The organism is Arthrobacter ginkgonis (assembly GCF_039540195.1).
GTDB classification, from domain to species: domain Bacteria; phylum Actinomycetota; class Actinomycetes; order Actinomycetales; family Micrococcaceae; genus Zafaria; species Zafaria ginkgonis.
On the sequence record NZ_BAABEO010000020.1, the window covers coordinates 139,796 to 152,900 of the forward strand.

Consider the following 13,105-nt stretch of genomic DNA (forward strand, 5'->3'; position numbering starts at 1 on the left):
AACCGCTCACGCCGGTGCCCCCGGCGGTGTGAGGGCGGATTTACGGAGCCGAAACGCCGCCCCGTGCGCCCCGTAACAACCGCTCCCTAGGCTCGAACCATCCCGATGCGGCCCGCCCCGAAAGCGGCCGGCCGCCGTATGAAAGGACACCCCGATGACCATCCTCGTTGCCGAACGATCCGAGACCGATGCCTCCGAGCTGCGCTGGCACGACGTGTGCCGGCCCGGGGACCTGGAGCCCGGCTGGGGCGAGGCCGCCTGGCTCGACGGCCTGCAGGTGGCCCTGTACCGCTTCCCGGACGGCTCCTTCTACGCCGCTGAGCAGCGCTGCCCAGCCACCGGAGCCAATGTCATGGCCCGCGGCATCATGGGCAGCCGCTCCACCGCCGAGGGCACGGTCCACACCGTCGCCAGCCCCCTGCACAAGCAGGTCTTCCGGCTCGACGACGGACGGTGCCTGGGGGACGATTCGCTGTCCCTGAGGGTCTTCCGCACCCAGGTCCGGGACGGACGCCTCTGGGTGGGAGTGCCGCGATGACCGCCCTGCTCGACGGCCCGCGGCCCGTGTCCCTGCCCGTCCGCGGCGCCACCCTGCCGACCCCGCACGACGCCCTGCCCGCCGCCCACGGAGCGTGGGGCGGCTGGGAGCCGGGAACGACGGCGTCGGTCCTGGTGGCCGCCTCGCACGGCACCGCAAGCCCCGCGGGGCAGGACGCGATCGCCGGACTGGTCGCAGCCGTGGCCGCGGCCCGCCCGGACCTCGCGGTGGTCCCGGCCTTCGTGGACGTCCAGTCCCCCGCCGTCGACGCGGTCCTGGCGGAGGCTGACGCCGAGGCACGGATCGTGCCGCTGCTGCTTTCGGCCGGCTACCACACCCGGCACGACCTCGCCGGGGCTGCCGCGCAGCGCCCGGGAACCACCGTGAGCCGGCCGCTCGGCCCGGATCCGCGGCTGGCCGCGGTCCTGGAGCGCAGGCTGCGCGAGGCCGGGCTGCGCCGCGGCGACCGGGTGGTGCTGGCCTGCGCCGGGTCCACCGATCCCGCCGGCGTGCGCGACTGCCAGGCCATGGCCCGGATGCTCTCCGAGCGGCTGGGCACCGGCGTCGAGGCGGCCTACGTCTCCGCCGCCTCCCCCACGCTCGCCGAGGCCGTCGCCCGGGACACCGCCGAGGCGCGGCCCGAGCCGCGGTCGCTGGGCGAATCCCTGCGCCGCTCCCTCGGCCGCGCGTGGCGGAGCCGGCGCCCCTCCCGGACCGTCGTGGCCACGTACCTGCTGGCCCCCGGGTTTTTCGCCTCCCGGGTCGCCGGGTGCGGCGCGGACGTGGTCACGGCCCCCCTGCTGGTGCCCGGCGCCGAGGTCCCCGCCGAACTGGTGGAACTGGTGCTGGAGCGTTTCGACAGGCTCTGATCGGTTCACGGAACCCCGGCGGATGGAAAACGGGTAGCGGCTGCGCTTACGGATCGCGGAAAGGGGCTGTAGCTTGTGGGGCGTTGGATCCGGGGCCGGATCCATAAGGCCGCTGGGGGGCGCCTTCCTGTTACTCGCACATCAGTGAGGTGTTCCGTGAATTCCCCCATGAGTCCCAAAGCCCCCCAGCCTCCTGGAACCGTCCAGGGTCCTGCAGCCACCCGAACACGCCGCGGCCTGGCGGCGGCGATCGCCCTGTTCCTCGCCGCCGCCGTTTTGGCCGGGGGCGCCCCGGCGCAGGCCGCGGACAGCTATCCGGCCCGCGGCCAGGTGACCATCACCGCTTCCCAGTTCGACCTGAACTTCGCCGGCCAGCCGGCTGCCGTCCTCGGGTTGGTCGCTCCCGTGGCCCCGGCCACGGCCATCCCCACCGGGACGGTGGTGGTGACTTCCCTGGAACCCGGGAACCCCACCAGCGAAGAGACCTTGACCGAAACCGGCGAGTTCCTCGCCTTCGTCTTCCCGTCGGTGCCGGGCACGCGCCAGTTCACCGTGGAATACAGCGGGGACGCGAACTTCGCGCCGGCCACCGTCACCATCTCCTACTTCATCCCGGTCGGGCCGTTGACGAAGACCACCCTGACGGCCATCCCCAGCGGGCCCATTGCCTCCGGCCAGGAGATCACCTTCAGCGCCGTCGTCACCGACCCGGAGGGCAGGCCCATGACACCGGGAACGCTGGAGTCCGGAGGCATCACGTTCTTCGACAACGGGGTGGAACTGACGGACGGGGTCCAGGTCAACGAGGAGTGGAGCGCGACCTTCACCACCTCCGCCCTGGGCGTGGGTACCCACAACATCACCGCGCACTTCGAATCCTTCCTCAACTTCGGCATGTCGACCTCCGATCCGGTGGTGGTGGTCGTGAACCCCGCCGGCCCGGCCCCGGTGCGGGGCGAACTCAAGGCCTACCCCACCGGGACGGTGGCCGCCGGCACCAAGGTCAAGGCCACGGCGCTGATCTCGCCCCGGACGGGTTCCGGCACCGTGACCGGATACGTGCAGTTCTACGACTGGAACACCAAGGTCGGCGCGCCCGTGGCACTGAAGGACGGCAGGGCCGACTTCGTCTACGGCTCACTCAAGCCCGGCAAGCATGTGCTCCAGGCCAAGTACCTCGGCAGCAAGCGCTACGCGGCGGACTTCACGTCGGCGCGGACCGTCCAGGTCCAGAAAGCGGCACAGAGCATTGCCCCGACAAAGGCCCCGGTCCAGAAGTAGGGATCCAGAGGCAGGGGCCGGCGCGAAGGGCGCTCCGGCGGGGACATAGTAGAATCTTTGTCCCATGGAGTGCTCCTACTTCGACGCCGGCCTCTGCCTTTCCTGCACGCACATCGCCGTCCCCTATGCCGAGCAGCTGGCCGCCAAGGAGCGCCACTGCCGTTCCCTGCTGTCCGGCCACGCCGGCCTGGAGTGGCTGCCGCCCGTCGCCAGCCGCGAGGCGGGCTTCCGCAACAAGGCCAAGATGGTGATCGGCGGCACCGCCCAGGAACCTACCATCGGCATCCTGGACACCGAGGGCCAGGGCGTGGACCTGCGCCGCTGCGGCCTGTGCTCCCCGGGCCTGCTGGCCAGCTTCCCCGTCCTGGGCGAGTTCGTCACCCGGGCCAACCTGACCCCCTACGACGTTCCGCGGCGCAGCGGCGAGCTGAAGTACCTGATCGTCACCGAGTCCCCTGACGGGGAGCTGATGGTGCGCCTGGTGCTGCGCTCCAAGGCGCTGGTGGGGCGGATCCGCAAGAACCTGCCTGCCCTGCTGGAGGCCCTGCCGCAGCTGAGGGTCGTGTCCGTGAACCTGCACCCTGAGCACAAGGCGACGGTGGAGGGCGAGGCGGAGATCCTGCTCACCCGCCAGTCGACGCTGCGGATGCGCATCAACGACGTGGACCTGCACCTGCGCCCGCAGAGCTTCTTCCAGACCAACACCGAGATCGCCGCGGAGCTGTACCGGCAGGGCCGGGACTGGGTCGGGGAGCTGGAACCGGCATCCGTCTGGGACCTGTACTGCGGCGTCGGCGGCTTTGGCCTGCACTGTGCCGGACCGGGCCGCGAGGTCACCGGGATCGAGACCAGCCGCGAGGCGATCGCCAGCGCCCGGCTGAGCGCGCGCGAGGCGGGCCTCGAGGGCATGCGCTTCGAGGCCGGCGATGCCACGGCCTTCGCCCTGGAGTCCTCCGAGGCCCCCGAGCTGGTCATCGTCAACCCGCCGCGGCGCGGCATCGGACCCGACCTGTGCAACTGGCTGGAGTCCTCCGCGGTGCGCCACGTGCTGTACTCCAGCTGCAACGCCGAGACGCTGGCGAAGGACCTGGCAGCGATGCCTTCCCTCACGCCCCGGCGGGCCCGGGTGCTGGACATGTTCCCGCAGAGCGGGCACTACGAGGCCATGGTGCTGCTGGAACGAACATGACCGCCGCGCCCGGACAACGACGCCGGCGCCTTCGGTTCCGCAATTGCGGAACCGAAGGCGCCGGCGTCGTTCGGGCTAGTAGCTCTCGTTGAGCTTGGCCAGCAGCTCGCCGAAGTGCCGGACCTCCTCCGGATCCCACAGGCCGAGCCGCTCGTGGAGGATCTTGCGCTGCCGGACGATCACGTCGTCGTACCGCCGCCGCCCTTCCTCGGACAGGCCCACCAGGTGCGCCCGCCCGTCGTGGGGATCCGGGGCGCGCAGGACCAGGCCGAAGGATTCGAGCAGCTTCACGGTCCGGCTGACCGCGCCCTTGTCCACCACCAGCCGGTGCGCCAGTTCAACCTGCTGCTGGTTGCCCTCGCGGGCCAGCAGGGTCATGATGCTGAAGCCGATCGGCGGCAGGTCCGGGTGGACATGGGCCGCGCGTTCGCGCATGGCCGTACGGAACTGGAGGAACATCGCCGAGAACTGGCGCTCCACCTCCTCGATCAGGCCGGACATCTCGGCGGACTCGGGTTCGGTAGCCATGGCCGTCATTCTATTTGACGCTTCCCGCCGCCCCGGACTCCACGGCCCGCGGAGAGCCCCCGAGACTCTCCGCGGCCCCCTCCGCGCCGGCCGTCTCCACGGCGGCCTTCTGCGCGTCGGCCTCCATCCGCTGCTGGCGGGTCTGGCGGCTGAGCGCCAGGTTCGGCAGGAACACGACGGCGAGGATGGTCAGGAAGCCCAGCGGGGCGGCGACCGTAAAGACGCTCGCCACGGAGGATCCGTAGACGGACTCGATGATCACCCGCACGCCCTCGGGCAGGCTGTGCACGGCCGGGATGGAGCCGCCGGCCAGGGCCGCGGCGATCTCCTTGCCCTGCTCGCCCAGCGCGGCGATGGCGGCGCCCAAGTCGGCGGCCCGCTCCCCCATCCGCTCGGTGACCTGGCTGCCCAGGGTGGCGCCAAGCACCGAGACGCCCACGGTGCCGCCGAGGCTGCGGAAGAAGGCGATGCCGGAGCTGGCGACGCCCAGCTCCTGCGGGGAAACGGCGTTCTGGACCGCCAGGACCAGGTTCTGCATGACCATGCCGACGCCCGCCCCGAGGATGAACATGTAGACGGAGACCAGGAAGAAGTTGGTGTCGTACTCGATGGTTCCCATCAGGAACATGCCCACGGTCAGCAGCACGGAACCGGTGACGACGTAGCGCTTCCACTTGCCGGTGCGGGTGATGACGCCGCCGACGACCGTGGAGATGATCAGCAGCCCGGCCATCATGGGCAGGGTCATCAGGCCGGACTGGGTGGCGTTGGCGCCGCGGGCCAGCTGCATGTACTGGGCCAGGAAAACGGAGGTGCCGAACATCGCGACGCCCACGGAGATGGACCCGAGGACGCCGAGGGTGAACGTGCGGTTCCTGAACAGCGTCAGCGGGATCAGCGGCTCCGTGACCTTCAGCTCGACGACGACGAACGCGGCCAGCGCCGCGACGACGATGGCGAGCATCCAGGCGGTGGTCGCGCTGGCCCACTCGAACTGATGGCCGGCCTGGGAGACCCAGATCAGCAGGGTGGAAACGCCCGTGGCGAGCAGGACGATGCCGGCGTAGTCGATGGACACCTTGCGCTTGGCCAGCTTCGGCAGGTGCAGGGTCTTCTGGATCATGATGACCGCGACGACGGCGAACGGCAGGGCGATGAAGAAGTTCCAGCGCCAGTTGATGCTGTCGGTGATGAAGCCGCCGACGAGCGGCCCGCCCACGGTGCCCACGGCCATAACGGCGCCGAACAGGCCCATGTACTTGCCGCGTTCGCGCGGGCTGATGATGTCCGCCATGACGATCTGCGTCAGGGCGGTCAGGCCGCCGGCGCCGAGGCCCTGGACGACGCGCATGGCGATCAGCTGCGAGGTGTCCTGGGAGAAGCCTGCAACGGCGCTGGCCAGGACGAAGATGACCAGCGCCAGCTGGGTCAGCATCTTGCGGTCGAAGAGGTCGGCCAGCTTGCCCCAGATCGGGGTGGAGACCGTGGTCGCGAGCAGGGTCGCGGTGATGACCCACGTGTAGGCGGTCTGGTCGCCGTTCAGGTCGGCCAGGATCACCGGCAGGGACGTGCTGACCACGGTGCCGGCGAGGATGGACACGAACATGCCCAGCAGCAGGCCCGTCAAGGATTGCAGCACCTCGCGGTGCGTCATCCCGTTGTCCGACAGCGGGGCCGCAGCGGGGGCGGAGGAATGGCTCAAGGGGGCTCCAAAGGAACGAGGAATTGGTTGATTTACGTCAACTATATTCCGATGGTTGATTTTTTGCAACTAGTTTCCCCGGGCCGGACGTCTCCGGCTCCCGCCTTGCGATCGGTGGCCCGGGAAGCCGTGCGGGGTTAGAGTAAACATGCGTTCACCCCCGCGCGCCCCACCCTTCCCGCCCGGCCACCCCCGGTCCGATCCCACCTGGAGCGCCACCCGTGCCCACCAAGACCTCATCCGCGCCGGCCTGGCTGAAAACCGGCGTCCTGACCCTGTGCGGCCTGATCGTCGCGCTGCAGCAGACCCTGATCGTTCCGCTGCTGCCGGTCATGCCCGACATCCTCGGGATCTCCGCCGACGACGCCTCCTGGCTGGTGACGGCAACCCTGCTGATGGGAGCCGTGGCGACCCCGATCGTCTCCCGCATGGCGGACATGTACGGCAAGCGGAAGATGCTCGTGCTGTCCCTGGCCATCATGACCGTCGGGTCGCTCATCGCGGCCCTCGGCGGCGGCTTCGTCCCGCTGGTCATCGGCCGCGCCCTGCAGGGCGTCGGCGCGGCCCTCATTCCGGTGGGCATCAGCATCATGCGCGACGAGCTGCCCCGGGAGAAGGTCGCCGGCGGCATCGCCCTGATGAGCGCCACCATCGGCATCGGCGCGGCCATGGGCCTTCCGCTGGCCGGCATCCTCTACGAGGCCTTCGGCTGGCCCTCCCTCTTCTGGTCCACCGCGCTGGTCGGCACGCTGCTGATGGTCGCCATCCAGCTGCTGGTGGACGAATCCCGGCTGCGGCTCCCGGGACGGTTCGACGTCGCCGGCGCGGTCATACTCTCCGTTGCCCTGGCGTCCTTCCTGCTGGCCGTGTCCAAGGGCGCCAGCTGGGGCTGGGGCAGCGGCCAGGTGATCGGGTTGCTGGTGCTGGCGGCCACCAGCATGGCGGTCTGGATCCCGCTCCAGCTCAAGGTCGCCCACCCGATGGTGGACCTGATGACTTCCACCCGCCCTCCCGTCCTGCTGACCAACATCGCCACCTTCTTCGTGGGCTTCGCCATGTTCATCAACGGCCTGGTCACCGCCCAGGAGCTCCAACTGCCGGCGGCCACCGGCTTCGGCCAGGAACTGGATACCACGACGGCGGGACTGGCCATGGTCCCGGGCGGCCTGATGATGCTGGTCTTCGCCCCCGTTTCCAGCCGCTTGCTCAGGAGGCTCGGCGGCAAGCCGACCCTGCTGATCGGCATCGGCGTTATGGCCGCCTCCTACGTCTGGCGCGTCTACAACGCCGATTCAGTGCTGCACATCGTCCTGGGCAACACGTTCGTCGGCATCGGCACGGCCATCTCCTACGCGGCCCTGCCCATGCTCATCATGGCGGCGGTCCCCATTTCCGAAACCGCGTCCGCCAACGGCGTCAACGCCCTGGTCCGGGCCGTTGGCACGGCCGTGGGCAGCGCCATCGTGGCCATGGTGTTTACCTCGCTGACCATCGAGGTGGGAGGCCATGCGTACCCCTCCAGCGGCGCACTCGACCTGACCCACTGGCTGGGCGCCGGCACCTGCCTGGTCGCTCTCGCCATCGGGCTGTTCCTCCCGCGGCCGGCCGGGCCGGAGCCGGCGGGCGCCGCGGCCGGCGCCACCGCGCCGGAAACCATCGCCCGTGGCACGCTTGCGCTGGGGGCGGGCCGGCAGCAGCGCCCGCCCGCCATCGTCACCGTGCTCCACCTGGACGGCGCCCCGGTGGACTGGTCCCGCGTCGATCCGGACGGCGGCTTCTCGGTGGTGCTGCCCGGCCCGGGCCGCTACGTCTTCATCGCCAATGCCCAGGGCTGGTCCCCCCGCGCCCACGTCCTGGAAGTCACCGGCGAAACGGCGGACCTGCACCTCGAGCTGACCGGAGAGCAGACCCTCTCCGGCACGGTGGCGCGGGACGGCCGGCCGGCGGGGGCCGCCGTCGTCTCCCTCAACAGGGCCACCGGAGAGCACATCCGCAGCACCACCGCGGACGAGCAGGGCCGCTACGCGCTGCCGCTGCCGGCTTCCGGCCCCTATCTGGTCACGGCCATCGACCCGCAGGGCGGCTCGGCGCGCTCCCGGAAGGTCGTGCTGGCGCTGCAATCCACCACGATGGACCTGGAACTCCCGGCCCACGAACCGGAAAGCGACCGGGCCACGGTATGAGCCGTCCCAACAACCGCGAGGCCATCGCGGCGGCGGCGACGGAACTCTTCGCCGCCCGCAGCTACACCGAGGTGACCGTGCGGGACATCGCGGCGGCGGCCGGTGTGTCCCCCGCCCTGGTGATCAAGCTCTACGGCTCCAAGGCGGAGCTGTACACGGAGATCGGGCCCTCCCGCATGCGGCTGATCGAGCTGGACCTGCCGCCCGAGAAGCTGGGCCGGGCGCTGGTGCTGCAGGTCCTGAACCGGCGCGAGCACGGCCTGCCGGACCCCTGGGTGGGCATGGTCCAGCGCATCCACGACGCCCCGGACGCCGACGTGGAACGCACCCACTTCCGCGAGCACACGGTCCCCTCCATCGCCCGGCTGATCGGCGACACGTCGGCCGGCCAGCGCTTCGCCTCGCTGGTGGCCTGCCAACTGGTCGGCCTGGCCGAGGGCGTCCGGGTCCTGGGCCTGTTCCCCGAGGCGGAGATCGCCAAGGAGGACCTGGCCGCCCAGGTGGTCCCGATCATCCAGGCCCAGATCGACGCAGCACAAATCGATGCCGCCCAAATAGACCCAGCCCAGATCGACGCGGCCCCCGCCGGAGACTGATCCGGCGCTGGGTCAGTGGGAGCGCCCGGAGACCCGGTCCGCAAGGACGGCCAGCGGCGCGGTGCCCGTGCGGCCGTCCCGCTCCTGCCGGTCCGCCCGGTGGTAGGCCGCATACATGGCCTGCACCGCGAGCCAGCGCACCGGTTCCACCTCCCAGCGCCGCACCTTGCGGTTCACCCAGGGCATCCCGGTCAGCTCGCTGGGCCGGCCCAGCACCAGGTCCGCGAGCGTGCGACCGGCCAGGTTGGTGGCGGTCACCCCGGTCCCCACGTAGCCGCCCGCGAAGCCGACGCCGGTGTCCGGGCTGTACCCGACAGTGGCCTTCCAGTCGCGCGGGACCCCAAGCACCCCGGCCCAGGCGTGCTCGATCGCCGCGTCCCCGGCCGCCGGGAACATCTCCCTCAGGATGCCTGCGAGCAGGTCGACGGTTTGCGGCTGAGTGGCGCCGTCCAGGTCGGTGCGCGAACCGTAGCGGTAGGGCACCCCGCGGCCGCCGATCGCGATCCGTCCGTCGGCGGTGCGCTGCAGGTAGACGTAGGCGTGGGCCATGTCCTCCACGGTCTCGCACCCGTCCCAGCCGACCTCCTCCCACACGTCCGGGGGCAGCGGTTCGGTGACGATCATCGAGGAGTTCATCGGCAGCCATTCGCGGTGCAGGCCCTTGAGGTTCGCGGTGAACCCCTCGGTGGCGCGCAGGACGTGCCTGGCCCGCACCCGGCCCCGGTCGGTCACCACCACGGGGCGCGCGGCGGCGGTTCCCGCGAGGATCTCGGTGGCGGTGGTCCCCTCGTGGATCGCCACGCCGAGGCGTTCGACGGCGGCGGCCAGCCCGCGCACCAGCCTCGCCGGCTGGATGCGGGCGCAGTGCGGAATGTGCACGGACCCCAGCGCCCCGGCGACCCGCAGCCGGGCCGCGGTCTCCGCCGGACCCAGCCGGACGGCGTCGTCCGGCCAGCGCGCAGCCTCCGCCGCCAACGCGTCCAACCGGCCCAACTGCGCCGCGTTGCGGGCCACCAGCAGCTCCCCGCCCTTGACGATGTCCGCCTCGATGCCCTCCGCCGCGGCCACGGCGATCACCTCGTCGACGGATTCGTTCAGCAGTTCCTGGAAGCGGACGGTGCCGGCCCGCCCGTGGGTGCGCTCGTAGCCGGTGCGCCCGCCGGTGATGGAGTTGGCCAGCCAGCCGCCGTTGCGCCCGGACGCGCCGAAGCCGGCGAAGCGGGACTCGAGCACCGCGATCCGCAGCGACGGTTCGGCCTTCTTCAGGTAGTAGGCGGACCACAGCCCCGTGTAGCCGGCGCCGACGATGGCCACGTCGACCTCCGCGTCCCCGGGCAGCGGCGGGCGCGGCTCCGGCAGGCCCGTGCCGGCGTACCAGAAGGAGACGGCGCCGTTGACGGTGTTCCGGGTGCCGCCCGGAGCGGATCCGCTAGGCATCCAGGCGCTTGGCGAAGCGGAGGATCCGGGTTCCGTCGTAGATGTGCAGGATGCCGGCGATGATGGAAATGATGGCCAGGACGATCAGGAAGCCCATGATGCCGGTGGCCGGTTGCAGGATCAGCAGCAGGCCCAGGGCCACGAACAGCAGCCCCGCGATCAGGCCGGTCCACCAGAGCGCAAAGTACTTCCGCGCCATGAAGGCCCAGACGACCTGCAGGATGCCGATCAGCAGCGCCCACCAGCCGATGATCAGGGTCACGACGATCGCCGTCGGGCCGGGCCAGAAGAGGGCAGCCAGGCCCGCTGCGATGGAAACCACGCTCGCCACCAGGAGCCAGCCGGAGGGTCGCCCCTCGGGGGATTTGCGCCGGCCGAACCAGTGCACGATCCCCGCCACGCCGTCGGCCAGCACGAAGATCCCAAAAACCACCACCACGATCGACACGGTGATCTGCGGCCAGACCAGGATCACCACGCCGAAGGCGATCGCCAGCACACCACGGAAAATGCTGGCAATGCCGACCGTCTTCATGGGTTCCGCTATCGTGGCCATCTGTTCCCCCTGACCTCGTGACCGTTGGTCCGGGCCGTCGCGGCGCGGCGGCCGGGCAGTCTTGCTGGCGCCAGTCTAGGCGCCGAGGGCCCCCCGAGCGAGCGTAGCGGGGTCGGGGAGGCGCCGACGACGCTAGGTGAGTTCAATCTCCGGAACATCAGTAGTGAACCCGAAAATACTGGCGTAGAACGCCAGCGTGAGCTCGTAGGCCTTCACGATGTTCTCCGCCTTCCGGAAGCCGTGCTGCTCTCCCCGGAACAGGACGTAGGCGTGCGGGATGCCCTTGGCGGCCAGCGCGGCGGCGAACGCCTCCGACTGGGTCGGCGGGACCACCCGGTCCTCATCACCCTGCAGCAGCAGGACGGGGCAGGACAGGCCCTCGACGCGGTTCAGCGGCGCCCGCTCGGCATACTGCGCGCCGGCCTCGGGCCACGGGCCCACCAGCCCGTCCAGGTAGCGGGACTCGAAGTCGTGGGTGTCCCGCATCAGCGCCTCCAGGTCCGCGACGCCGTACCGGGAGACGCCGGCGTCGAACGTGTCGGTGCCGACCAGGCAGGAGAGCACGGTCCAGCCTCCGGCGGATCCGCCCTCGATGGCGAGCCGGTCCGGGTCGGCGATGCCGGCCGCGGCGAGCCCCTCCATAACGGCAACGGTGTCCTGCACGTCGGCGATCCCCCACCGGCCCTTGAGCCGCTCGCGATAGGCGCGCCCGTAGCCGGTGGAGCCGCCGTAGTTCACGTCGACGACGCCGATGCCGCGGCTGGTGTAGTAGGCGATGCCCAGCGAGAGCGTGGGATGGGCCTGCGAGGTGGGGCCGCCGTGCACAAACGCCACGAACGGCGGCCTTTCGCCCTCCGGCCCGGCACAGCCTTCCAGCCGCGGCTCGTAGACGTTCGCGTGCACGGGCCCGTCCGGGCCGGCGAACTCCATCGTCCGGACCGCCGGGACGGCCCCCGGGTCCGGGCGCTCGGCGAGCGCGAGCCGCACGTTCAGGGTGCGGGTGCCGCCGGCGCCGGCCTCCACCAGGCGCAGCCCGTCCCCCTCGGTGAGCGAGGAGGCGGTGACCAGCGCCCGGAACCCGGCCTGTGCCGTCGTTCCGGAAACGGGCACAACGGCGGAGGGCAGCACCCGGGTATAGGGAAGGTCCAGGTCCTCCAGCGTTCCGGAGGCGGTGTCCAGCACACCGAGCGCGGTGGTGCTTGTCCCGTGGGAGACCAGCAGCCGGTGCCCGTCCAGGACCTTGTACCAGCTGGTGCCGACCTGCCAGAGCGGGCCGGCGAACTCCTCCTCGCGCGGGCACAGGGGGCGCGGCTCGCCGCCGAGGGGGTGGGCGTGCAGGTTCCACCAGCCGGTGCGGTCGGAAGCGTAGACCAGCGTGTCGCCGTCCAGCCATTCGGGCTGGAGGACGGATTCGGTGGTGGAGCCGGCCAGGTCGCGCACGTTGGTGGCGGTGCCGCCGGCGAGGTCCGCAACCCGCAGGACGGTGCCGTCCCAGGGCATCTGCGGGTGTTCCCAGCAGATCCAGGCCAGGCGCTGGCCGTCCGGGCTCACCCGGGCGCCGGCCACGAAGCGGGAGGCGGGGGTGACGCGGCGCAGCCGGTCCGGGTCCGCGGCCGCGCTGCCGTCCAGCGGGATGGCCACGATGTAGCGCTCGGGTTCGGGGCCGCGGTGGTCCTCGCACTGGGCGAATACTTCGCGGGTTTCGATGCCGCCGGTTTCGCCGCTTTCCGGGCGGGGCAGGAATTCGGCGAAGCGCAGGGCCGGGTCCGTGCCGTTCGGGGTGGTGTCGCTGGGCGGGGTGAGCGGGGTCGGAGCGGTTTCCCCGGTGGGGTCCAGCAGGTAGACGCGCTGGTCGGCGAAGTTCGCAAAGACCAGCCGGGGCCCAGTAGGCGTGTCGAGGGACGTCCAGGACGCTCCCCCGTACTCGTTGACTCGGGTGCGCACGTTGAACGGGGCCGGGACCAGTTCGCGCGGGGCGATGCGCCGGCGCGGGTGCCCCGCCATGACGGTGAGCCGGCCGCCTTCGGCCGGGCGGCCCTCGAGCCACCAGAGCTGCTCCCCCACGAACGCTCCCCCGCCCACCGGGATGCCGGCGGAGAGCTGTTCTGCGGTGATCGGGGAGGGCCAGGACCCGTAGGCGCGAATCGTCATGGGGGCGAGCCTACCGGCCGCGTTCACAGGCCATGCTCCACCCCCCTGCATCCACCCACTGCCTGCCCCGCCGCA

The 13,105-nt window shown here is 71.3% G+C and carries 11 protein-coding genes; 6 read left to right on the forward strand and 5 right to left on the reverse strand.

Translation table 11 applies throughout. The features are described 5' to 3' along the window. Window positions 1–154: 154 nt before the first annotated feature. The 4 genes from nirD (at window position 155) to rlmC (ending at window position 3,877) form a co-directional block, all read left to right on the forward strand. Entirely contained in the window at window positions 155–538 is a 384-nt protein-coding gene (nirD, locus tag ABD912_RS15745) for a nitrite reductase small subunit NirD (protein WP_345152211.1), read from the forward strand. Next, entirely contained in the window at window positions 535–1,407 is an 873-nt protein-coding gene (locus tag ABD912_RS15750) for a sirohydrochlorin chelatase (protein WP_345152214.1), read from the forward strand. The genes nirD and ABD912_RS15750 overlap by 4 nt, the downstream gene beginning before the upstream one ends. Window positions 1,408–1,575: 168 nt before the next feature. Beyond that, window positions 1,576–2,688, forward strand: a complete 1,113-nt coding sequence (locus tag ABD912_RS15755; RefSeq protein WP_345152217.1) for an Ig-like domain-containing protein — start codon at window positions 1,576–1,578, stop codon at window positions 2,686–2,688. Window positions 2,689–2,752: 64 nt separating this feature from the next. Further along, entirely contained in the window at window positions 2,753–3,877 is a 1,125-nt protein-coding gene (gene rlmC / locus ABD912_RS15760) for a 23S rRNA (uracil(747)-C(5))-methyltransferase RlmC (protein WP_345152219.1), read from the forward strand. A 75-nt stretch (window positions 3,878–3,952) separates the two neighbouring features. Here rlmC and ABD912_RS15765 read toward each other — a convergent pair whose 3' ends face one another. Then, a complete protein-coding gene (locus ABD912_RS15765; protein WP_345152221.1) occupies window positions 3,953–4,405 on the reverse strand; it encodes a MarR family winged helix-turn-helix transcriptional regulator in 453 nt (150 codons plus the stop codon). A 10-nt stretch (window positions 4,406–4,415) separates the two neighbouring features. Further along, window positions 4,416–6,059, reverse strand: coding sequence for an MDR family MFS transporter (locus tag ABD912_RS15770; protein WP_345152389.1), 1,644 nt, complete (start codon window positions 6,057–6,059; stop codon window positions 4,416–4,418). Between the two features lie 269 nt (window positions 6,060–6,328). Between ABD912_RS15770 and ABD912_RS15775 the strand changes: the two genes are divergently transcribed. After that, window positions 6,329–8,290, forward strand: coding sequence for an MFS transporter (locus tag ABD912_RS15775; protein ID WP_345152223.1), 1,962 nt, complete (start codon window positions 6,329–6,331; stop codon window positions 8,288–8,290). After that, on the forward strand, window positions 8,287–8,886 hold the full coding sequence (locus tag ABD912_RS15780) for a TetR/AcrR family transcriptional regulator (RefSeq protein WP_345152225.1): 600 nt from the start codon (window positions 8,287–8,289) through the stop codon (window positions 8,884–8,886). The genes ABD912_RS15775 and ABD912_RS15780 overlap by 4 nt, the downstream gene beginning before the upstream one ends. 12 nt (window positions 8,887–8,898) lie before the next feature. On the opposite strand, the gene ABD912_RS15785 is transcribed toward ABD912_RS15780, so the two are convergent. The 3 genes from ABD912_RS15785 to ABD912_RS15795 all read right to left on the reverse strand — a co-directional run bounded on the left by ABD912_RS15785 (window position 8,899) and on the right by ABD912_RS15795 (window position 13,030). Then, a complete protein-coding gene (locus tag ABD912_RS15785) occupies window positions 8,899–10,323 on the reverse strand; it encodes an NAD(P)/FAD-dependent oxidoreductase (protein WP_345152229.1) in 1,425 nt (474 codons plus the stop codon). Next, a complete protein-coding gene (locus tag ABD912_RS15790) occupies window positions 10,316–10,879 on the reverse strand; it encodes an HdeD family acid-resistance protein (RefSeq protein WP_345152232.1) in 564 nt (187 codons plus the stop codon). The genes ABD912_RS15785 and ABD912_RS15790 overlap by 8 nt, the downstream gene beginning before the upstream one ends. A gap of 132 nt (window positions 10,880–11,011) precedes the next feature. Beyond that, window positions 11,012–13,030, reverse strand: coding sequence for a dipeptidyl-peptidase 5 (locus ABD912_RS15795; RefSeq protein ID WP_345152234.1), 2,019 nt, complete (start codon window positions 13,028–13,030; stop codon window positions 11,012–11,014). Window positions 13,031–13,105 lie beyond the last annotated feature (75 nt).